The sequence below is a fragment of the Achromobacter sp. B7 genome (assembly GCF_003600685.1).
GTDB lineage: Bacteria > Pseudomonadota > Gammaproteobacteria > Burkholderiales > Burkholderiaceae_B > Achromobacter > Achromobacter spanius_B.
The window spans coordinates 358,082-378,737 of record NZ_CP032084.1 but is presented as its reverse complement, the minus strand read 5'-3'; the positions used below and the strand labels follow the sequence as shown (position 1 = coordinate 378,737).

Here is a 20,656-nt window from a genome sequence, read left to right as displayed (position 1 = left end):
CCCGGATTAAAGCTGCGCGCGAAGCTGGTTGAGCAGCTCGGCGTGGGCGCGGGCGTCAACCTCGCGCTTGAGGATCTGTTCAGCACCCTTGACAGCCAACGCGGCAACATCGTCGCGCAGCGAGTCACGAGCGCGCTGGACTTCCTGCGCGGCATCCTGAGCAGCCTGAGCCACGATACGGGCGCGTTCAGCTTCCGCTTCACGGCGGGCTTGCTCGATCAGGGAGGCGGCTTGCTTCTCGGCCTCGATGATGCGGGCGTGGTTTTCGGACTTGGCAGAAGCCTCGATCAGACTGACGCGCGCCTGGGCTTGAGCCAAGTCGGCTTTGCCCTTCTCGGCGGCGGCAAGGCCGTCGGCGATTTTTTGGCGGCGCTCGTCCATCGCCTTCGTCAGAGGAGGCCACACGAATTTCATCGTGAACCAGCCCAGAACGAAGAACACGAGCATCTGGAAAATGATCGTCGCGTTCAGATTCACGGTCGTTCCTTTAACACCTTGCGGCTCCGACCGCACCCGGAAAGGGGCGTCACGGAGCACTCGATACTTTGCTGGCCGGCGACGGGGCTGTTGCCCACATCGCCGCCAACGTCATGACCCGCCTATTCGCCGGCGGGCGCTGCCTTAACCGACGAACGGGTTGGCGAAGGCGAACAGCATGGCAATACCCACGCCGATCAGGAATGCCGCGTCGATCAGGCCGGCCAGCAGGAACATCTTCGTTTGCAGAGCGTTCATCAGCTCAGGCTGACGAGCCGAAGCTTCCAGATACTTGCCGCCCATCAATGCGATGCCGATGCAAGCGCCGATAGCACCCAAACCGATGATGAGACCGCAAGCGAGGGCAACGAAAGCGACGTTGGTCATGACAACTCCTTGGTTAGAAATCTGAAGTCAAAAATTGAAAAATAAGGGGTACAGCTCAATGCAAGATAATCTTGCTATCCCACGCTGGCCGGGTGGCCAGCTCAGGAAATTCGGGGGATCAGTGGCCTTCGTGTGCCTGGCCGAGATACACCAGCGTCAGCATCATGAAGATGAAGGCCTGCAGAAGAACGATCAGGATGTGGAAGATCGCCCAGATGGAGCCGGCCAGGATGTGGCCGATTCCCAAGCCGATGCTGGCGCCGTTAAAGCCGGTCCAGGCGCCGCCCAGCAGGGCGATCAGCATGAAAATCAGTTCGCCGGCGAACATGTTGCCGAACAACCGCATGCCCAGCGACACGGACTTGGCGGCGTATTCGATCAGGTTCAGCAGCAGGTTGAACGGGGCCAGCACAACGGCGCCCAGGCCATGCGCATGGAACGGCGCGGTGAACAGTTCTTTGACGAAGCCGCCCGGGTGCTTGATCTTGATGCCGTAATAGAACATCAGCAGCAGCACGCCCAGCGACATGCCCATCGGCACGTTCAAGTCGGCCGTCGGCAGAATGCGGTGGTAGTAGAGGGGGTCGCCGTGATGCGCACCCAGGCCGGTCAGGCGCCAGATGGAGGGCAACAGATCAACCGGCAGCAAGTCCAGCGCGTTCATCAGGATGATCCAGAGGAACACGGTGAGCGCCAGCGGGGCGATGAAAAGACGGCTTTTGGCGTTGTGGACGATGCCCTTGGCCTGGTCGTCGACCATGTCGACGATCATTTCCACGAAAGCCTGGAAGCGGGTCGGCACGCCACTGGTGGCGCGGCGAGCAGCGCGCCACAGAAAGAAAATGACGATCAGACCCATCAGGCCGGACCAGAACAACGAGTCGTAATTGATGACGTCGAACTGAGCAATTGCGCTCTGTTTTTCACCGGTATTGTTCAGATGCACCAGGTGATGCTGAATATACGCGGACTGAGGCGACACGTCGCTGGCAGCAGCCATTTGAATCCTACCCTATTTGCTGTATGCCCGAACCCTTGCGAGCCGGACGATTCCACGATCACGTTTGCCGCTACTTACTGCTCGGCGCTAAGACAACTTGCGGAACATCAAGAGCAGGAGGTAGCCCTTCAATGTGAGTATCAAACCCAGCAATGCGGCAGGCCAAACCAGACTGTCCTGTGCCACACGCGAAAGCATCCACAACAACAATGCCGTTGCGAATAACTTGATCAACTCACCAGAGAGAAAGGTAAAAGGGTTGGCGCGACCAGCCCGAACGCTGACAACCAGGCGCAATGCAAACAATGCATTGGGTATGAAATACGCTCCCGCCCCCGCCAGCGCCGACCAACCCGCCGCCGCCCCTCCGACAACTCCCGCAATTACTGCCGCTGCGAGCCCCATGGCGCCCTGCGCCGCCAATGCCAACAGGAGACCTCGGCTTGCTTGAGCATTCAGCGCGGCGCGATCCGCGTCGCTAAGCACCAGAACTTTTACTTCATCATCCTGGTCCAACAAATCTCGCTGCTGGCGCAGTTGCGGTTTTTCACCTGGCTTTTCACCGGTTTTTTCGCCGGTTTTTTCACCATACAACGCGCCTTGCATCGAGCCTTGTGCTGAGCTTTGCGCTGCCTCTACTTCCGACCCGCGCATCTTTTGCATCAAGCATCCCCGCTGCACTACTACCCTGTCAGAACCGGCTTGCCCATGCATGTCAGTGCTTTTCAGCCCCGCTTTTGCATACCCGGCCGCCACGTGTTCTTATCCCGCAAGCGTCAAACCCGCAGAGTATAGCGTGAATCTTTTTGCCCAAGCAAATGAACTTTCGGCCGTTTGTAAGGTGGATGCAACGGCCGCGCAACGCTGAAATTAGGGACGCGAGCAATGCTTGCCCAACGGCCCCGCAAGCCTTGCCCCACGCGGCCCGCGATAAAAAATCGGCCCTTGTTCAAAGGGCCGATTTTAGTTTCGACAAGCGGTGCTAATACACCGACACCGCGCAGATCAATCTTCCTTGACCGGCGGCGGCGCCCACAGGCCGTCCAGCGCGGTGTCCTGCGGCCAGTACAAACGCATGCTTAACAGGAACGGGCCGTCGGCGGCCGGCGAGCTGATCCAGTTGGAACGCTTCTTCTCGCCCGGGTCGCGGCGCTGGATGTAGATGTCCAGCGAACCGTCCGCGTTGTACTTCAGGCCGTCGGTGCTGCGCAGCGCGTAGCGGTTGGCCGGGTTCTCGCCAAAGCCGTGCTTGTCGTTATAGACGTGCAGCGACCAGAACGCATTGGCCGGCGGCAGCTGGCCCTTGTCGAAGTGCAGCACGTAGTCTTCATCGGACTTGAGCTGGCGGCCCTTCGAGTCGGACACGGTCACCGGATACAGCACGTCTTCCGGCGTCGGCGCGCCCAAGCCTGCGTAGGCGATGGCGGCGCGGCGCGAATAGTCGGTTCCATAGGTGCCGATGCCGGACAGCACGGTATTCCAGCCGTTGATCGGCGTCCCCAGGCGCGCCACGCCATCGGCGATACGGCGACCCGCCAGCGGTTGCGCGTCGGCCAGCGCCTGTTGCACCGTCGGGCTCAGGCGACCATACGAGAACGGTTGGCGGCTATCCAGGCCGATGCGGCGCATGCGATCCAGGATGGGCGTGTCGTTGGCGTGCGGCGGGTTGTTGCGCAGCACGTCGAAGAACACCGTGAAGAACGACGCGGCGTCCATGCTGGCGGCTTGTTCGGCGGGCGTGCCGTCCGGAACATTCACCGGCGTCGGCATGGGCAAGCCGCTGCCAATTGGCGCCGAGCCCACGCGCGAACCGGTTTGCGGATACGCGTTGCCGGCGTTGCGGTTGCGGGACGGGGTGGTGGCGGACGCTGCCGGGGCGAGCAGCGGCGACGCGGTCATGCCAGCCTGGATCTGATTCACGGCAGCATAGTCTTGCGGGCCACCGGTTTGGGTCCAGCCGATCAGCCAACCCGTCGAGGTCGGGCTGTGGATGACGTCCATGCCCGTGGGCAGGGTCCCTTGCCAGTTCGGGCCGACAATCGCAAACGACTGCGCGCCGCGACCGTTGGTGCGCGTGCCGCGCGAGGCGAACACGTCGCTCCACATGTCCAGCGCCGACAGCACCGAGTAACGGCCGCCGGTATCGGGCAGGTTCACGATCAGCGGCGCTTGCGACACGTCGAACCACAGGCTGGAGTACAGCGCATCGGCGCTGGGCCACGGGGTATCGGCGGCGCGCGGGTCCGGGAACGCGGTCTTGTGGCCGAACTGGTTGACGGGCGCGCGGCCGTCCAGCGGCGTTTGCACGGCGGTAGCCTTGCGACGCGCCAACTCCATCAGCACCATCGGGTAGGCGTAGACATAGGCGTCGATCGCGGTGTCACGCAATTCCGCTTCGCTCATCTGCGGCGCGGGCGCGGACGAGGCGGGATAAGGCGTTTCAGAAACCAGGCGCAGCGAGGGCTGCGGCGATTGAGCCTGGGTGGCGGTCATGAAGCAGACGCTCAACGCGCCGGCGAGTACCGCGGTCGACCACCGGCGGTTAGCGATAAATGTACGCATGCAAGGCTCCTTCTTGATTTTGTTTGCTAGCGAGCCGCCGCGCGGGACTTGCCAGTGGGGCAAGCCGCTCTGGCGCGGCACCTCTTGATGACGCTTAACCAGCATAGGGAAGAACCCTGCAACAAGGTGCTGCCCAGACGTTTCAAGGCGCAACGTGCCTGCACGCCCTTCGCGCCCATGAAAAAGCGCGCCGGTGCGGGCGCGCTGGGCATCCCGCGACATTGGCGCGGGCGTTTTACTGTCGTAACAAGCCTTAACGGTGTTTAAAGTCCGGTTTGCGCTTTTCGGTGAAAGCCGCCATGCCTTCCTTCTGGTCTTCAGTGGCGAACAACGAATGGAACACGCGGCGCTCGAACAACAAGCCTTCGTTCAACGAGCCTTCGAACGCGCGGTTCACGCATTCCTTGGCCATCATCACGGATGGCAGCGACATCGAGGCGATCACGGTGGCCGCATCCAGCGCTTCTTCCATCAGCTTGTCGGCCGCCACCACGCGGGACACCAGGCCGGCGCGCTCGGCTTCTTCAGCGCCCATCATGCGTGCGGTCAATGCCAGGTCCATGGCCTTGGCCTTGCCCACCGCGCGCGGCAGGCGCTGCGTGCCGCCCGCGCCGGGGATCACGCCCAGCTTGATTTCGGGCTGGCCGAACTTGGCGGTGTCGGCGGCGATGATGATGTCGCACATCATCGCCAGCTCGCAGCCACCGCCCAACGCGTAGCCGGCGACGGCGGCGATCACGGGTTTGCGAATGCGCTTCAGCGTTTCCCAGTTGCGGGTGATGTATTCGCTGCCATACACATCCATGTACGACCAGTCTTTCATTGCGCCGATGTCCGCGCCCGCGGCAAACGCTTTTTCGCTGCCGGTGATGACCACGCAGCCGATGTCGGCGTTGGCCTCGAACGCCAGCAGCGCCGCGCCGAGCTCATCCATCAGTTGATCGTTCAGCGCGTTCAGCGCCTTGGGGCGGTTCAGCGTCAGCAGACCGACGCGGCCCCGGGTTTCGACCAGCACAAACGACTCGCTCATTGAATGTCTCCAGTAGGAAGTATGAAATAAGATACGAGCATGAAAAAAGACAACGCTTGCCCCGTACTTTACCGCCTGACGCCCTATGACCCGGCCGGACACCGCTACCGGATAACCCTAACGATCGACGCCCCCTCGCCCGACGGCCAGCGCTTGTCGTTGCCGGCCTGGATTCCGGGTAGCTATCTGATCCGCGACTTTTCCCGCCAGATTGAATCCGTGGCGGCGTACTCGGGTTCGCGCCGGGTGATTGTCGACAAAATCGATAACCACACCTGGCAGGCCGCGTCCGTCGACGGCCCCCTGCGCGTGGAATACGTGGTCTATGCCTGGGACTTGTCGGTACGCGGCGCGCACCTGGATGAAACGCATGGCTTTTTCAATGGCACCAGCGTCTTCCTGCGCGTACACGGGCAAGACCACCTGCCCTGCCTGCTTGACCTGGCGCCCCCGCGCGGCATTGACGGCTGGAAGGTCTACACCAGCCTGCCGGAAGCCACCGGCCAGCGGGGCGCGGCACGGCGCCACGGCTTTGGGCTGTACCTGGCGCCCGACTACGATGCGCTGATCGACCACCCGGTGGAAATGGGTCGGCCGCAGGTGGTCAGCTTTACCTCGCATGGCGCCGAGCACGAACTGGTGTTCACGGGCGTGGCGCCCAACCTGGATTTGGCTCGCATCGCATCCGACGTGAAAAAGATCTGCGACACGCAGATTGAATTCTTCGAGCCGCGCACCAAACGCGCGCCCTTCCTGGACAGCTCCAACCGCTACGTGTTCATGACCATGATCACGGGCGACGGCTACGGCGGCCTGGAGCACCGCGCCAGCACCGCGCTGATGACGGCCCGCAAAGACCTGCCGGTGCTGGGCCAGCAAGGCCAGGGGGAAGGCTATCGCGGCTTTCTCGGTCTGGTCAGCCATGAGTACTTCCACACCTGGAACGTCAAGCGCATCAAGCCGCAGGCCTTTGCCCCCTACCATCTAGAGCAGCCCGACCTGACGCGTTTGTTGTGGGTGTTTGAAGGCTTCACGTCTTACTACGACGACCTGCTGCTGCTGCGTTCCGGCGCAATCACGCAAACGGAATATCTGCGCCTGCTGGCCAAGACCATCACCAGCGTCGCCCGCACCCCGGGCCGCGCCAAACAGTCGGTGGCGGAAAGTTCGTTCGACGCGTGGACGCGGTATTACAAGCAGGACGAGAACTCGCCCAATGCGCTGGTCAGCTACTACACCAAGGGCGCGCTGGTGGCGCTGGGGCTGGACTTGCTGATCCGCCGTGAAAGCGGCGGCGCGCGCTCGCTGGACGACGTGATGCGTTTGCTATGGGACCGCTACGGCCGCGACTTCTATCAGGGCAAGCCGCAAGGCCTGCCGGAAGACGCGCTGCCGGGGCTGATCCTCGAAGCCACCGGCGTGGACACCCGGCGCTTCATCGCACGCCACGCCTACGGCACGGCCGACGTGCCGCTGGCCGAACTGCTGGCCGATCAAGGCATCACGCTGCACTGGAAAACGTCGGTCAATATACCTACGCTGGACGTGCGCACGCGCAAGCAAGGCGACGCACTGACGCTTGCCACGGTGCTGGAGGGCGGCGCGGCCCACAAGGGCGGGCTGTCGGCGGGTGACGTACTGGTGGCGCTGGACGGACTGCGGGTGGAAGCACCGGCGGGCCTGGACATGCTGCTGTCGCAATACCTGCCGGGCGACCGCGTGACGGTGCACGTGTTCCGGCGGGACGAACTGCGCGCCTTCCGCGTCAAGCTCAATGCGCCCGAAGCGCTGGACTGCGTGTTGACGGTGTAGGAACCACGGGCGGGCGTGCTATCGGCCCGCCCCGTCATTTCCCTGGCCACTGATCCCTATTCGTAAAACAGCGTCACGGTGGCGGTGGCATTGATGTGTCCCGCCACCAGCGTGTCGTCCGTCTGGTAGTAGCGCGCCACCAGCGGGATAGACAGCCTTTCCTTGTCAACCGTCGTCACGGCGGTTGTCAACGCCGTGCGCGTGCCCAGCGGTTGGACGACGTTGCTGCCCAGATCGCCCTGCAGCAGTTGCACGCCGACGCCGCGCGCCATACCGTCCCCTTGGGCGTTCTTGATGACGTGTTCCGGCGTGCCATCCGCATCGATCCGATAGGCCACCTTGACGCCTTGATCGCATTCAAGATTAATGCCAAACGCCTTCTCCCCGGCCGTGGCGCCGCGATGACCCAGGTGACGGTTGTTGATCGTCAGCAGATCCACCTTTACCGTTTGCCCGTCACGGACCGTGCAACCCATGCTGTTGACCTCGTAAGCCACATTGCTGAAGTCCACCATATTGCTGCGCAACGCACCGTAATAAACATCCGCGCGATGCGCGAAGGACACACCGGACTTGATCGGGCCGGTCTTGATGAGTGTGAAGGTGAATTTCTGCGGCGGGTAATACTGCCAGTTCCTGAGCTGAAACCGAATTCTGGGGTAGTTCATGTACACCCCGCCCTCGTGCGTCCAGAATATCCGCACGCCGATGCCTGGAATGCCGCTTTCATAGACGTCTTTATAGCCAGGCACGGGCTTGGCGCCCGCCTGCAATCCATACGAAAACCACTCGCCGTTGGTGGTGCAGCGCAGATAGCCGTCGCCTTGGTCGATATTCTTGCTGTAAATGATGCTGCCCACGGCCGCGTCACGTGGCGGCTTCATTTCTTTCAAGTCCTGCGCGGTAATGTACGTCGACAGAGATTCGCCAGTACATGCTGCCCAAGCCGGGCCTACCGCGCACAACAACAGGGAGATTCCAAAAACTGCGCGTCGCAACCATGTATTCATGAGGCCGAATCCTGTAGAGGAGCGGGGTGGGCGGACGTGCACGACAGCTCCAGTTGCGGGTAGTAATGCACGTCTTCGGATGCCGCCTGTTCGTCCACCTGATAGATGGCCTGACATTGCTGATCGGCGGCGGCACCCCACTTGACCGCCAGCTGCCCTTGGCCCTGCAAGCCGCGCACAAAGGCCCGGCCGCCCTGGCCCACCAGCGTGACGGCATCGATGCCCGGGATGATGACTTCCGCACCCATCGGGATCGTTGCGCCGTGCTCACGCACCAGCTTCAACAAGATCGGCCGGCCCGCCACGGTGGGGTAGCGCAGCAACACGACTGCCCCCGCGCGCGGCGCCACCTGCTGCGAGGTAATTTCCAATTCGACGTCACGCGACGTGCCTTTAGGGTCCAGCGCAACCTCGTTGCGGCGGTAGGGCATCAACCCCGCCAAGGCACCATAGCCGTTCGCGCCGATGTACCCGCGCGAGCCCGAGACGATGGCCGCGCCATAGGCGTCGGGCGCCTCAAGCACCGCCATCGTTTCGCCCTGCGCCTGGGTCGCGTTGATGCCGCCGGCGTGGGCGATCAAGGTGCCGCGCATGCCCGCGCCGTATTGGCGATAGCCGTCGCCGCCGCTACCCGACAAGCTGTAGTTGGCGTACGCCGTGTCGTAGCGCACGCTGCCGCCCTGGTTGCGGCTGCCTTGACCGTTGGTGTGGTTATACGAACCGTATACGTTGTAGCCGAACTGCCCTGACTCGCCGGCAGATCCGCTGACAGACGCATTGGCGCTGCGCTTGCCATTTTCTTCAAGGTTCATGGACGTACTGAGATACGGCGCATTAGATCCGCGTCCCAAGGGCAGGCTGAGGCTGAGCAGATACTGGTTGCCAGCGCGGCCACGTTCGTCGCGGGCCCGCACCAGGCTGATATTCACGCTGCCCCAGGAATACCCATTGGCGTAGCTGGCGTAATAGCTTGTGTCGCGGCGTTGATGCCGGTTCCAGTAGTTTTGCGAAACGCCGGACAGCGTCACGCTGCCCAAGTCATTGCCCAGGGGCTGGCTGATATTGAATTGAAGGCGGCTGCGCTCTTTGCCGCCATACACCGACGGCCGACGCGCTTCGCGGATGCGTGCAAATTCGCCAAGGCTCAAGTAATTTTCACTGGAAAAGCGATACGCCACCACGCTGAAGTTGGTGGAAGTAGGCTCCAGCAGCTTGCTGTAACTGAGCCGCACGCTGCGCCCGCTGGCCGTGTCGCGGGTAGAGCCCATCGCGGCGTGAGACTGCGTCAGGTCCGCCGCCAATGCGCCCAGCGGGGTGCTGACCGCCACGCCACCAAGAATTGCCCGGTACTGCTGCGCCACGATGGCGCCGCCATAGCCCGTCACCGTATCGGACAAGCCGCGTTGATAGGTGCCCTGCATGAACGAGGGCGGAGCGTTCAGGGTGTCGTCACGATACCGCCCACCCGTTACGCTGAAGCGCGAACTGCCGGGACGCAGCAACTGGGCCACCGACGCGTAGGGCACCACGAACCGCTTGGTGCGCCCGTCGGCTTCGGTCACCGTCACGTCAAGATCACCGGCGTAGCCTGTGTTGTAAAGGTCGTCGATGGCGAAAGACCCTGGCGATACGGTGGTTTCGTACAGCAGGTTGTTGCCCTGGCGCACGCTGACCTTGGCCGTGGTGTCGGCCACGCCGCGCACCACCGGCGCAAAACCGCGCATGGAGTCCGGCAGCATGCGTTCGTCGCTGCTGAGCTGGAGGCCCGTGTACGGAACACTGTCAAAAAGATTGCCGGGCGTATAGAACTGCCCAAGCGTCAGTTGGGCACTGGCGGCGGTCACATCACGCTGCGCGTAGGTGCTTAACGCCTGATAACGGCTGCGCTGGCCCGGGCTGGAGCGATCGGTGTAGCTGAACGACCCGTTGTGCCGGAAGCGCCAGTCGCCCAGGTTCAGGCCCGCGTTCGCGCTGCTGTAGAAGGTGCGATCGTTGCGGTTGCCAAAGCGATTGGACGACAGGTTGATGCCGTACCCCAGGAAGCCGGCGTTTATGCCCGCGTCCCATTCTTCAGGTGGAACGTAGCCACGCGCCACCGACTTCAGGTAGATCTGAGGAATGGAAAGGTCGGCGCGCAGCTCGGCTATATCCACCTCGAACTGGCTAGCCGCAGGCAGGTCATCGACACCCAGGCAGTCGGTGTCAGGGGCACGCGGATCGGCAGCGGTGTTCGCGCCGGACAGGTCGACGCCGATGCGCTCAAGCACCGTGGCCGGCAGGCACGGCTGCATGCCGGCATGGACGGTGGCCGAAGAAGACGGCAAGGGCGAGGAGTCGGGCAAGAATGGCGACGTCGTTTTGATCTGGATGCGCTCGCGACCAATGCGGTTGCCGTTCAAATACAAGTCCAGCTGATAGACACCCGCTTCCAGGGCGTTGCCCTGCTGAAATCGGGATAGATCCACCGTTTGCCCTCGACGGCTGGCAAAGAAGGCGGGGTTGAATTCAACCGGTTCGGTCGCTTGAGCCGTGGCGCATGCCAAGCTGGACCAAAGCAGAAGCCAACGGTTGATGGGGGTACGGCGGGCCATGACGCCGCTTAAGGATCAAGACGACTTTCGCGCCGCACCGTTGCGCCGTAGTCGTTGACCGATTCGAATACCACAGCGCCTTTGGCGCCCGCCGCATTCGGCAGCTTTCCACTGCCCAGTTCCGTGACGGACCGGGGGGCCAGCATGCGGCTGGGCACTGATATTGCCCTGCCGTCCTGTAGCGTCAACGACACGGACGTCAACGACACGTGAAACGCGCTGTCGTTGCGCACCCGCAGCGCCGGGCCATTACCTGCCTGCACGATTTGCCAGCGCAAGTGCGCGGCCGCGTCGGCCGCGGTACCGGGCAGGCCGACGGGTCGAAAGAACAATTTGATGCGGCTGCGAAAAGCCAGCTGCATGTGGTTTGCCACCTGCGCGGACGGCAGCGGCGGAACGTCCAGCACGTTAAGCCAGAAGACGGACTCGCGGTCGGCGGGCAAGGTGGACGACGGCGCATAAGCGATGCGCAGCGTCTGCCCCTTGCCGGGATTGATGCGAGCAAGCGGCGGCATGATTACGAACGGCGCGTTCACTTCATCAGGCGTGGCGTCCAGGTCGCCATCGTCGATCCAGGCTTGCACCAGCGCCGGCTGGCCGCCGTCATTGGTCAGCCGCAACGTGACTTCGCGTTCTTGGGCGGGATAGACGACGCGCGTGCCACCGATCACCACGTTGGATTGGGCGGAAGGGGGCAGCAGGGTTGCACAAGCCAGGCACAGCAACGCGCAGAAATGGCGAAGCGTGGCCCGGCTTGCGTAGTCCGGAAGCCCCCTGAGCTTGCGCTCAAGGGGAACCGGCTTCATTCGTAGATCAGGTCCAGCAGGACTTCGGTCTGGACCGGGCCGGGCGTGGTGCTGGCGGTGGCCGCCAGGTACTGCGCGTAGAACTCGATCGTTGCGGCATTGCCCGCGATGTTGACCGATTCAGCGCCGTCGTTGGTGAACAGATTGATGGGCTGGTACTTGCTGTTCAGCAGCTGCACCTGTGCGTTGGAGGGGGTGTCGTTCCCGGAGGCAACCGCCCGGTTGATCAGCGCGCCCGTGGTGGGATCGACGTTTCCATCGCGGTTAAAGCGCGTGGTGACCTTGCTGCCGGAGCAGCCGGTCAGATTCAACGTGATGAGCTCGCGTGCGGCCACATCGTTCTGCTTGGCCAGCGCGCTGACGCTGACCGGCTTCAGATTCACCTGTTTGACGCCGCCCTGGCCCACATCCTTGATTTCGCAGGTGGACGATGACACGTAGCCCTCGAACACCAACTTCACATCGGCCGCCAATGCGCCGCCGCACAGCAGCAAGGACGAAACTGCGAGGCCTGCCGCAACAATCTTCTTATTCACCGAACTCTCCGACTGACTTGTCCCCAGGGCGCGCAACCCGCGCGCCCTGGGTCCGCCGCGTAGAGTCAGGCTGAAGCCTTCAACGCATCAACGCAGGGACGAGTGCCATTGTTTCGAATCCGTCGGGCCAGAAATATGAGAAAGTTCTCAAAGCAAAATCGCGGCGGGTCTGATGAGGTCGACGCGCAACACATCGGCCGGCTTCTGTCGTCGCCGTTAATTCAGTTTGGCGCCCGACACGGTCACGGCCTGCTTCCACGTTTCCAGTTCACGGTCGACATGGCTGGCAAATTCGGCGGGCGTGGATCCCACGGTTTCATAGCCGTAGCCCGCCAGTTGCTGCTTCAAGGCAGGCACCGCTACCGCGTCGGCAATACCGCGACTCAACGCATCCACGATGCCCGGCGGCGTGCCGGCGGGCGCCAGCACGCCATACCAGCCGTTCACGACAAAGCCCGGCACGCTTTCGGCCACCGTCGGCACGTTGGGCAACAGCGGCGACCGGCGTTCGCCCGTTACCGCGATTGCCTTCAACTTGCCGGCCTGCACCTGCGGCAACGACGTTGAGATGCTGTCGAACATCAGCGACACCTCGCCACCCAGCAATGCCACAACCGCCGGGCCGCTGCCCTTGTAGGGCACGTGCATCATGTCCGTTCCGGTCTGATTCTTGAACATCTCGGCGGCCAGGTGGCTGGTGTTGCCATTGCCCGCCGATGCAAAGCTGAGCTTGCCGGGGTGACTCTTGGCGTAGGTGATCAGCTCGGGAATCGTGTTGGCGGGCGTGTTCAACGGCGCGGCCACCAGCATCGGCAAGGTGGCAACGAGCGACACCGGCGCGAAGTCCTTGCGCGTGTCGTAAGGCAATGACGGATACAGGCTGGGGTTGATGGCGTGCGCGGCCAGCACCATCAGCAGCGTATAGCCGTCGGGTTTGGCGCGCGCCAGTTGGGCCGAGGCGATGGCGCCACCCGCGCCCGGCTTGTATTCCAGCACCACCGGCTGGCCCCACATCTTTTGCAATTGCGCGCTCAGGGGCCGGGCCAGCATGTCGGCGCTGCCGCCGGGCGGATACGGGATCAGCAAGGTGATGGGCTTGTCCGGATAGACGGGCGCGGCGTGCGCGGCGGCCAGCGGTAACGCGCATAGCGCGGCGGCGGCCAACAGGGAACGGATCATCAGCGGTCTCCTTGGCCCGGATCGGGCTGGATGGGTCGGGCGATATGGGTCGGGCTTGAGCGGTCGGGCTTGAGCGGTCGGGCTTAACAGGTCGGGCTTAACTGGCCGGGCTGAATAGGCCGCGCTTGAGCTGCCGGACTGCGCGTGCGAGGCGATCACGGTTGACGCCATCACGCGTAGCGCGGCGCGCCGGCGGCATCCAGCACGATCACACGCGGCGTCTCTGGAAAGCGCAATGGCGCATCGGTCACCGATCGCAGGTACTCGGGGTCGACGCCATCGGTCATCGCGTAAACGCTCAACCCGGCGGGCGTCACATCGATCACCGCCAGGTCGGTGTAGATGCGCGTGACCACGCCCTTGCCTGTCAGCGGATAGGTGCATTGGCGCAGCACCTTGGGCGTGCCGTCGCGGCCACGGTGTTCCATGGTCACCAGCACCTGCTTGGCGCCCACGGCCAGGTCCATGGCGCCGCCCACGGCGGGAATGGCATCGGCCGCATCCGTCTTCCAGTTGGCCAGGTCACCCGTCTCCGATACCTGGAACGCGCCCAGCACGGCATAGTCCAGGTGGCCGCCGCGCATCATTGCAAACGACACGGTGTGCTCGGTGATGGACGCGCCGTCCAGCAAGGTGATGGGCTGGCGGCTGGCATTGATGAGGTCCGGGTCTACGTCCTTGCCGCTGGCAGCCGGGCCCATGCCCAGGATGCCGTTTTCGCTGTGCAAGAGGATGTCCTTGTCGGGCGGCAGGTAATCGCCCACCAGCGTCGGCATGCCGATCCCCAGGTTCACGATGGACCCATCGGGTATATCGCTGGCCAGCAACTGCGCGATCTGCTGCCGGGTCAGCCCGGTGATGGACCGGGCATGTGGGTCGCCGTCGTTGCGCTGGTTGCCTCGGTTGCCTGGAGTGCCTTGAGTGCCTTGATTGCCCTGGTTGCCCTGGTTTCCCTGATTGCCCTGGTTGCCTCGGTCATTTTGATTGCCCTGCATGTCAGCCCTCCACCCGCACCACGGATTTGACGAAGATGCCTTGCGTCATGACCTGCTCAGGCACGAAGGAGCCCAGCGGCACGATCTCGTCCACCTGCGCGATGGCGTGGCCCGCCGCCATGCACATCACCGGATTGAAGTTGCGCGCCGCGTGGCGGTACATCAGGTTGCCCCAGCGGTCGCCCAAGTGGGCGCGGATCAGCGCGTAGTCGGCGCGCAGCGGTTGTTCCAGCACATAGCCCACGCCGTCGATGACTTCCTGACGGCGCCCTTCGGCCAATTCCGTGCCGTAGCCGGTGGGGGTATAGAACGGCCCCAGTCCGGCGCCGGCCGCGCGCAGCCGTTCGGCCAGGGTGCCTTGCGGCACGCATTCCAGTTCGACCTCGCCTGCCCGATAGGCGCGTGCGAAGGCGTCGGAATTGGGCGGGCGCGGGTGCGAGCAGATGATCTTCCTGACCTGCTTGCGGATCAGCAGCGCGGCAATGCCGCGTTCGAACGTGCCGGCGTTGTTCGAGATGATGGTCAAGTCGCGCCGCCCGGATTGCGCCAGGCATTGCAGCAATTCGTACGGCACACCGGCCTCGCCGAAGCCGCCCACCAGCACCGATGCGCCGTCGGGGATAACGGCCACGGCCTGGGCCATGGACGCCTGGATCTTGTCGATCATCTATTGCTCCTGGGCCAGTCCGGCCGTGTCCACGATCTGTTTCCAGCGCGCGCGTTCCTGGTCGATGAAGGCGGTGAATTCGGCGGGTGTGTTGCCGCCCGCCTGGCCGCCCATGGCCTTGAAACGTCCGCTGATGTCGGGGCTTTGCACCACGTCGCGCGTGGCGGCGTAGAGTTTGTCGACGACGTTTGCCGGCGTGCCCGCCGGCGCGATCAACCCAAACCACGCGGTGACCACCATGTCCCTGACGCCGGCTTCGGCCATGGTGGGCACGTCCGGCAGTTCGGCCAGCCGCTTGTCGCTGGTGACCGCCAGCGCGCGCAGCTTGCCCGACTGGATGTACGGCATGGAGCTGGGCAGGTTGTCGATCATGAAGGTGAACTGCTGGCCCAGCAGCGCGGCCACGGCAGGGCCGGCGCCTTTGTACGGGATATGCGTGCCGGCCAGGCCCGCGCGTTGCTTGAACAGTTCGGCGGACAGATGCGGCGATTGGCCGGCGCCGGAGCTGCCGAAGGACACCTTGGACGGGTCGCGCCGCGCTTGCGCCTGCAAGTCGGCCACGCTGCGCACGGGCGACGCTTCGTTCACGACCAGAACATTGGGCACCGATATCACCAACGTGACCGGCGCGAAATCGGCGGGCTTGTAGGGCAGCGTCTTGTACAGCGCGTAGTTGATGGCGTTGGGGCCGATATTGCCCATCAGCAGCGTGTAGCCGTCGGGCTTGGCGCGCGCCAGCGCCTGGGCGCCGATGATGCCGGCCGCGCCCGCGCGGTTCTCGACGATGACTTGCTGGCCCAGCTTGGCCGCCAGCTTGTCGGCGATGAGCCGCGCCGAGATATCGGTGGTGCCGCCGGGCGCGGCCGGGATGATCAGGGTGATCGGCCGTTCCGGCCAGGCGGCGTGAGCCGGACCGGCGATGGCGGCCGCCATCACGCCCGCGGCCAGCCAGCGATGCGCTTGCAACATGCTTGTCTCCGAACGCGGTCATGGATGACCAACTTGTCGGGCAAGTGTGTGCGGCGCGCCGGCAAATGCCAATTCTGCAATCTGGAGGACGGGCTTCGCCTGAGCTTAACGCCGAGGTGGGCGCGTGGATCGGGCAAGCGTGGTCCGGCCGCGTGGCGGCTCCGGGAATTCGGGCTGGGGCTGCGGGCTGGGGCTGGGGCGGGCTAAGGCTGGGGCTAGGGCTAAGGCTTGGGCTGGGGCTTGGCCTCAGCCTGCCGCGCTACTTACTCACGAGGGCTTAGTCGCCCGCGCGTTCCCAGCGGCGCTGGATGGCCTTGGCCGCGACCACGCCGTCCGCCATCGACGTCACCACGCAGGGGTGCATGCGGTGGGCGACTTCGCCAATGGCATAGATGTCCGGCACGCTGGTCTCGGCGGTGGCGAAGTCGGTGCGGATGTAGCCGCGTTCGTCGCGGGCCAGTTGCAGGCCGTCGGCAAAGGCGGCCTGCGGTTCCCAGCCGTAAAAGACCAGGATCAGGTCGTACTGCCGGCCGTCCACGCTGCGGTGGGCGGGGTCGACGGTGTAGGGGCCGATGCGCACGCCCTCGCGGCCGGCGCGGGTGACCCATTGCTGCTGGGCGCGCACGCTGCGCGCATACAGGTGCACCATGCGCGCGCCGCGATTGCGCACGTAAACGTAATTCTCGAAGGCGTTGTCGCCGCCGCCCAGCACCGCCACCGACAAGCCGGAGTAGTCCTGCGCGACGATGGGCGAACCCGGGCCGACAAGCACGCCGGGCCACGAGGCGCCCGGCGGATGATCGGGCAAGCCCTTGGCGCGCACGCCCGATGCGATGACCAGCGTACGGCCACGCATCTGTTCCTGGCCGCCGTCGGGGCCGGCCAAGGTGGCCTGGACGCCGCCTTTGCAGGGCAGCACATCGACAACGCGGGAGTTCATGCGCAGCGGCACGTTGGCGGCGCGCACGCTGGTGTCGATATTGGCGGCCACCTGCTGACCGGTCACGCCCGGCAACACGGCGATCCAGTCGTCAGCGAAGGGGTTGTCCTGCGCCAGGCCGCCCAGGCGGGCGCCGGCCTCGACTAATATCGGGGACAAACCAAGCCTGGCCAGCCACAGGGCGCAGGACGCGCCGGCCGGGCCGCCGCCTACAATGACCGCATCGTGCATGTGTTGCATTTCCACCCTTATTGACCGCGCCGGCGCCTCACGGGTGCCAGGACGTGGCGCAATTGTAGCCAGCGCGCCGCCCCCGACCCGCCGTCCCCTTACAATTCCGGCTGTCCCACCCAGGTTTTCATCATGCCCACACGTCGCATCATCCTTTCCGGGCTTGCGCTCGACGCCCGCATCGGCATCCTCGAACACGAGCGCCGCGCCACCCAGCCCCTGCATGTCGACGCCGAATTCGATGTGGACATCCAGCGCTCGGTCGACGACCACGATATCCACAGCGTGCTGGACTACCGCCGTCTGCGCGAGGCCATCGTCGAGGAATGCACGCAGGCGCATGTGAACCTGATCGAAACCCTGTCCGAACAAGTCGCCGCACGCCTGTTGGCCGACTTCCAGGAAATCCGCTCGTTACGCTTGCGCATCAGCAAGCCCATGGCCTTTTCCGACTGCGCGGCGGTAGGCGTGGAAATCCAGATTTCGCGTTGATCATGAACGATATTGCACCGCCCCCCGCCGTCCGCTCCCCCGAGGTCCGCTTTCGCACCGAGGCCGAGGAAAAGGCCCGCCACGAAGGCAACAAGCTGACCAAGCGCCTGGCCCGCGAGACGACGCGCGCGCTGTCCGACTACAACATGATCGAAGAAGGCGACCGCGTGATGGTCTGCCTGTCGGGCGGCAAGGATTCCTATGCCATGCTGGACATCCTGTTGCAGCTGCAAAAGCGCGCGCCGTTCAAGTTCGAGCTGATCGCCGTTAACCTGGATCAGAAGCAGCCGGGCTTTCCCGACCACATCCTGCCCCAGTACCTGAAAGACCTGGGCGTGCCCTTCCACATCGAGACGCAGGACACGTATTCCATCGTCACGCGCGTGCTGGAAGAAGGCAAGACGATGTGCTCGCTCTGTTCGCGCTTGCGTCGCGGCATCCTGTACCGCGTCGCGTCTGAACTGGGCGCCACCAAGATCGCGCTGGGCCACCACCGCGACGACATCCTGGCCACGTTCTTCCTGAACCTGTTCTATGGCGGCAAGGCCAAGGGCATGCCGCCCAAGCTGGTGTCGGACGACGGCCGCCACACCGTGATCCGCCCGTTGGCCTACGTGGCCGAAACGGACCTGATCGCCTACGCCGAACTCAAGCAATTCCCCATCATCCCGTGCAACCTTTGCGGCTCGCAGGAAAACCTGAAGCGCAAGGAAGTGGGCCGGATGATTAAAGACTGGGACAAGCAGCATCCTGGCCGCTCGTGGAACGTGTTCAACGCGCTGTCGCGCGTGGTGCCGTCGCACTTGATGGACCGCGACCTGTTCGACTTCGTCGGCCTGAAACCCACCGGCGTGCCGGACGCGAATGGCGACACGGCGTTTGACGCGGTGGACCCGGACGACAACGCGGACGACGCCTGCGGCGACACGCCCGAAGCGTCCGCCGACGCCAGCGGCATCGTCGAGAAAAAAGTGATGTTTACGCGCGGATAGTTGCGTGGTCGGTAGCAGGGGCAGGCACAAACGCCTGCGCCCGCGATCACGCCGCCGATGTCGGGTTCAACACCCGAATCGGCTTGCCGGCCTGAAACGCCTTCACGGCGTCCAGCGCGTTCTGGTAGAACGCTTCGAAATTCTCGCGGCTGACGTAGCCCAGGTGCGGGGTCAGGATCACGTTGTCCAGGTCGCGCACCGAGTCGGTGGGCGATAGCGGCTCTTCGGGGTAGACGTCCAGGCCCGCGCCGGCCAAGCGGAATTTGACCAGAGCGTCCATCAGGGCCTCGTTGTCGACCAGGCCGGCGCGCGACGTGTTCACCAGATAGGCGGTCGGCTTCATCGCGGCAAGCGCCGCGGCGTCCACCACGTGACGGCTGCGCTCGGACAAGATCAAGTGCAGGCTGACCACGTCGGACGTGGCAAATAGCGTGTGCTTGTCGACACGCTTGACGCCCGCCGCCTCGGCGCGTTCATCCGTCAGGTTGGGGCTCCAGGCCACCACGTCCATGCCGAAAGCCAGGCCCACCTTGGCCACGGCCGCGCCCAGCTTGCCCAGCCCCAACACCCCCAGCCGCTTGCCGGCCAATGGCTCGGGCATGGCGGTTTGCCACATGCCGCGGCGCATGGCCGCGTCTTCCGCGGGCAGGTGCTTGAAAAGCCCCAGGATGTGCGCCCAGGCCAGTTCGGCCGTGGCGGTGTTGGCGTCGGCACTGCCGGGCGCGCCGCACACGACGATGCCCTGTTGCGTGCAGGCCTGCATATCGATGGCGTTGTTGCGCATGCCGGTGGTGATCAACAGGCGCAGCTTCGGCAACGCGCGAATGCGCTCGGCCGGAAACGGCGTGCGTTCGCGCATCGCCACGATCACGTCGAAGGGTTCCAGCGTGGCCTCGACCTGTTCGACCGGAATGAAGTTGTTGAAGATCTGCACCTGGGCGTCACCGCCCAGCGAGGTCCAATCCGCATAGCGCCGTGCTACGTCGTGGTAATCGTCCAGTATTGCGATTTTCAAGTGTCTTCTCCGGGTGGCAAGGCGGCTATCGCGCCAGCCACCCGGCCGGCGCGATCAGCGCCGGTCAGTTCAAGCGTTCTTTCAGTTGGTCCAGCGGAATGGCGCCGCTGACGCGCGAGCCGTCGGCAAAGAACAGCGTGGGCGTGCCGCGCACCATCAGGCGGTGGCCCAGTGCAAGCAGCTTGTCTTCGGGCACATCGCAATTGGCGGCGGCCGGCTTCTTGTTACGCACCATCCAGTCGTCCCAGGTCTTGCCCTGGTCCTTGGCGCACCAGACGTCGCGCACCTTGTCCTTGGAATCGGGCGACAGAATCGGGTACATGAAGGTGTAGACGGTGACGTCGTTCAGGTCTTCCATCGTCTTGCGCAACTGCTTGCAATAGCCGCAGTTGGGATCTTCAAAAATGGCGACCTTCTTTGCGCCGGTGCCCTTGACCTGCTTGATGGCCAGTTCCAGCGGCAGCTGATCAAACGTGACGGCGCTGAGCTTTTCCTGCGACTCGCGGGTGACATCGCGGCGCGTCATGGCGTCTATCAACGGACCTTCCATGACCCAGGTGACTTTTTCGTCCGTGTAGAGCAGGTCCATGCCCAACTGCACTTCAAAAATGCCGTAAGGCGTCAGGCGCACGGCGGTGACGTCCATGCCGGAAAAGCGTTGTTCGAAGCGTTCCTTGACGGCGTCGAGCTGCGGCGTCGACACGCTTTTTTCGCCCTTGGCGGGTTTGCCGACCGACTCGGTGGAGACGGCCTTGCCTTGGGCCGGCGCCTGCGCCAGAGCCGGGGCGGACAAGCCCAGCCCGCCGGCCAGGAAACAAGCCGCCAGCGTGGCGGAGATGCGGAAAGTCATGGGTGCTCCTGTACTTATCGTGTTCTTTGGGGGAAAGCGTAACTCATCCGGCAAGGAGCCGGGCCGGACGACATGCCGGTTGGACGCGGAAAGGCAAAGTGTCGTTCAGACGCCC

At 64.1% G+C, this 20,656-nt stretch carries 20 protein-coding genes; 3 read left to right on the top strand and 17 right to left on the bottom strand.

Translation table 11 applies throughout. The annotated features are described in order from the left end of the window. Positions 1–6: 6 nt before the first annotated feature. From DVB37_RS01760 to DVB37_RS01735, 6 genes are all read right to left on the bottom strand, one after another. Positions 7–477, bottom strand: coding sequence for a F0F1 ATP synthase subunit B (locus tag DVB37_RS01760; protein ID WP_006227275.1), 471 nt, complete (start codon positions 475–477; stop codon positions 7–9). A gap of 144 nt (positions 478–621) precedes the next feature. Then, positions 622–864, bottom strand: coding sequence for a F0F1 ATP synthase subunit C (atpE, locus tag DVB37_RS01755; protein WP_003815363.1), 243 nt, complete (start codon positions 862–864; stop codon positions 622–624). 118 nt (positions 865–982) lie between these two features. After that, positions 983–1,864, bottom strand: coding sequence for a F0F1 ATP synthase subunit A (atpB, locus tag DVB37_RS01750; protein WP_046806633.1), 882 nt, complete (start codon positions 1,862–1,864; stop codon positions 983–985). Between the two features lie 87 nt (positions 1,865–1,951). Continuing rightward, positions 1,952–2,383, bottom strand: coding sequence for an ATP synthase subunit I (locus DVB37_RS01745; RefSeq protein WP_104144818.1), 432 nt, complete (start codon positions 2,381–2,383; stop codon positions 1,952–1,954). A gap of 486 nt (positions 2,384–2,869) precedes the next feature. Next, entirely contained in the window at positions 2,870–4,426 is a 1,557-nt protein-coding gene (locus DVB37_RS01740) for a DUF1254 domain-containing protein (RefSeq protein WP_046805630.1), read from the bottom strand. A 253-nt stretch (positions 4,427–4,679) separates the two neighbouring features. Next, positions 4,680–5,456 carry an enoyl-CoA hydratase gene (locus DVB37_RS01735; RefSeq protein ID WP_008167478.1) on the bottom strand — a complete coding sequence of 259 codons (777 nt, stop codon included), beginning with the start codon at positions 5,454–5,456 and terminating at the stop codon, positions 4,680–4,682. Between the two features lie 39 nt (positions 5,457–5,495). On the opposite strand from DVB37_RS01735, the gene DVB37_RS01730 reads away from it, so the two are divergent. Beyond that, positions 5,496–7,268, top strand: coding sequence for a M61 family metallopeptidase (locus DVB37_RS01730; protein WP_104144819.1), 1,773 nt, complete (start codon positions 5,496–5,498; stop codon positions 7,266–7,268). Positions 7,269–7,324: 56 nt separating this feature from the next. On the opposite strand, the gene DVB37_RS01725 is transcribed toward DVB37_RS01730, so the two are convergent. From DVB37_RS01725 to DVB37_RS01685, 9 genes are all read right to left on the bottom strand, one after another. Continuing rightward, the gene (locus DVB37_RS01725) at positions 7,325–8,152 is read right to left on the bottom strand and encodes a fimbrial protein (RefSeq protein ID WP_162941142.1); all 828 of its coding nucleotides are present in this window, start codon (positions 8,150–8,152) and stop codon (positions 7,325–7,327) included. Positions 8,153–8,274: 122 nt separating this feature from the next. Then, the gene (locus DVB37_RS01720) at positions 8,275–10,743 is read right to left on the bottom strand and encodes a fimbria/pilus outer membrane usher protein (protein WP_240434026.1); all 2,469 of its coding nucleotides are present in this window, start codon (positions 10,741–10,743) and stop codon (positions 8,275–8,277) included. A 134-nt stretch (positions 10,744–10,877) separates the two neighbouring features. Further along, a complete protein-coding gene (locus DVB37_RS01715) occupies positions 10,878–11,675 on the bottom strand; it encodes a fimbria/pilus periplasmic chaperone (RefSeq protein WP_120153587.1) in 798 nt (265 codons plus the stop codon). Further along, on the bottom strand, positions 11,672–12,211 hold the full coding sequence (locus tag DVB37_RS01710; protein WP_162941141.1) for a fimbrial protein: 540 nt from the start codon (positions 12,209–12,211) through the stop codon (positions 11,672–11,674). Before DVB37_RS01710 ends, DVB37_RS01715 begins: the two co-directional genes overlap by 4 nt. Positions 12,212–12,427: 216 nt before the next feature. Next, positions 12,428–13,390 carry a tripartite tricarboxylate transporter substrate binding protein gene (locus DVB37_RS01705; protein ID WP_120153583.1) on the bottom strand — a complete coding sequence of 321 codons (963 nt, stop codon included), beginning with the start codon at positions 13,388–13,390 and terminating at the stop codon, positions 12,428–12,430. A 170-nt stretch (positions 13,391–13,560) separates the two neighbouring features. Further along, the gene (locus DVB37_RS01700) at positions 13,561–14,385 is read right to left on the bottom strand and encodes a 3-oxoacid CoA-transferase subunit B (RefSeq protein ID WP_240434025.1); all 825 of its coding nucleotides are present in this window, start codon (positions 14,383–14,385) and stop codon (positions 13,561–13,563) included. A 1-nt stretch (position 14,386) separates the two neighbouring features. Continuing rightward, positions 14,387–15,052, bottom strand: a complete 666-nt coding sequence (locus DVB37_RS01695; RefSeq protein WP_120153581.1) for a 3-oxoacid CoA-transferase subunit A — start codon at positions 15,050–15,052, stop codon at positions 14,387–14,389. Next, positions 15,053–16,021 carry a tripartite tricarboxylate transporter substrate binding protein gene (locus DVB37_RS01690; protein WP_120153579.1) on the bottom strand — a complete coding sequence of 323 codons (969 nt, stop codon included), beginning with the start codon at positions 16,019–16,021 and terminating at the stop codon, positions 15,053–15,055. 277 nt (positions 16,022–16,298) lie between these two features. Then, a complete protein-coding gene (locus DVB37_RS01685; RefSeq protein ID WP_120153577.1) occupies positions 16,299–17,201 on the bottom strand; it encodes an NAD(P)/FAD-dependent oxidoreductase in 903 nt (300 codons plus the stop codon). A 123-nt stretch (positions 17,202–17,324) separates the two neighbouring features. On the opposite strand from DVB37_RS01685, the gene folB reads away from it, so the two are divergent. Next, on the top strand, positions 17,325–17,684 hold the full coding sequence (folB, locus tag DVB37_RS01680) for a dihydroneopterin aldolase (RefSeq protein ID WP_046805622.1): 360 nt from the start codon (positions 17,325–17,327) through the stop codon (positions 17,682–17,684). A 2-nt stretch (positions 17,685–17,686) separates the two neighbouring features. Continuing rightward, positions 17,687–18,676 carry a tRNA 2-thiocytidine(32) synthetase TtcA gene (ttcA, locus tag DVB37_RS01675; protein ID WP_120153575.1) on the top strand — a complete coding sequence of 330 codons (990 nt, stop codon included), beginning with the start codon at positions 17,687–17,689 and terminating at the stop codon, positions 18,674–18,676. Positions 18,677–18,722: 46 nt separating this feature from the next. Here the strand turns inward: ttcA and DVB37_RS01670 are convergent, their stop codons facing one another. Beyond that, positions 18,723–19,691 carry a D-2-hydroxyacid dehydrogenase family protein gene (locus DVB37_RS01670; protein ID WP_120153573.1) on the bottom strand — a complete coding sequence of 323 codons (969 nt, stop codon included), beginning with the start codon at positions 19,689–19,691 and terminating at the stop codon, positions 18,723–18,725. A 64-nt stretch (positions 19,692–19,755) separates the two neighbouring features. Further along, positions 19,756–20,541, bottom strand: coding sequence for a DsbC family protein (locus DVB37_RS01665; protein WP_120153571.1), 786 nt, complete (start codon positions 20,539–20,541; stop codon positions 19,756–19,758). Positions 20,542–20,656 lie beyond the last annotated feature (115 nt).

What these genes read in the sequence shown, in the direction of transcription:
- folB (WP_046805622.1), top strand. Translation starts at nt 17,325, where the DNA reads ATGCCCACACGTCGCATCATCCTTTCCGGGCTTGCGCTCGACGCCCGC.
- DVB37_RS01700 (WP_240434025.1), bottom strand. Translation starts at nt 14,385, where the DNA reads ATGCAGGGCAATCAAAATGACCGAGGCAACCAGGGCAATCAGGGAAAC.
- DVB37_RS01690 (WP_120153579.1), bottom strand. Translation starts at nt 16,021, where the DNA reads ATGTTGCAAGCGCATCGCTGGCTGGCCGCGGGCGTGATGGCGGCCGCC.
- DVB37_RS01695 (WP_120153581.1), bottom strand. Translation starts at nt 15,052, where the DNA reads ATGATCGACAAGATCCAGGCGTCCATGGCCCAGGCCGTGGCCGTTATC.
- DVB37_RS01685 (WP_120153577.1), bottom strand. Translation starts at nt 17,201, where the DNA reads ATGCAACACATGCACGATGCGGTCATTGTAGGCGGCGGCCCGGCCGGC.
- ttcA (WP_120153575.1), top strand. Translation starts at nt 17,687, where the DNA reads ATGAACGATATTGCACCGCCCCCCGCCGTCCGCTCCCCCGAGGTCCGC.
- DVB37_RS01735 (WP_008167478.1), bottom strand. Translation starts at nt 5,456, where the DNA reads ATGAGCGAGTCGTTTGTGCTGGTCGAAACCCGGGGCCGCGTCGGTCTG.
- atpE (WP_003815363.1), bottom strand. Translation starts at nt 864, where the DNA reads ATGACCAACGTCGCTTTCGTTGCCCTCGCTTGCGGTCTCATCATCGGT.
- DVB37_RS01665 (WP_120153571.1), bottom strand. Translation starts at nt 20,541, where the DNA reads ATGACTTTCCGCATCTCCGCCACGCTGGCGGCTTGTTTCCTGGCCGGC.
- DVB37_RS01705 (WP_120153583.1), bottom strand. Translation starts at nt 13,390, where the DNA reads ATGATCCGTTCCCTGTTGGCCGCCGCCGCGCTATGCGCGTTACCGCTG.
- DVB37_RS01715 (WP_120153587.1), bottom strand. Translation starts at nt 11,675, where the DNA reads ATGAAGCCGGTTCCCCTTGAGCGCAAGCTCAGGGGGCTTCCGGACTAC.
- DVB37_RS01740 (WP_046805630.1), bottom strand. Translation starts at nt 4,426, where the DNA reads ATGCGTACATTTATCGCTAACCGCCGGTGGTCGACCGCGGTACTCGCC.
- atpB (WP_046806633.1), bottom strand. Translation starts at nt 1,864, where the DNA reads ATGGCTGCTGCCAGCGACGTGTCGCCTCAGTCCGCGTATATTCAGCAT.
- DVB37_RS01730 (WP_104144819.1), top strand. Translation starts at nt 5,496, where the DNA reads ATGAAAAAAGACAACGCTTGCCCCGTACTTTACCGCCTGACGCCCTAT.
- DVB37_RS01725 (WP_162941142.1), bottom strand. Translation starts at nt 8,152, where the DNA reads ATGAAGCCGCCACGTGACGCGGCCGTGGGCAGCATCATTTACAGCAAG.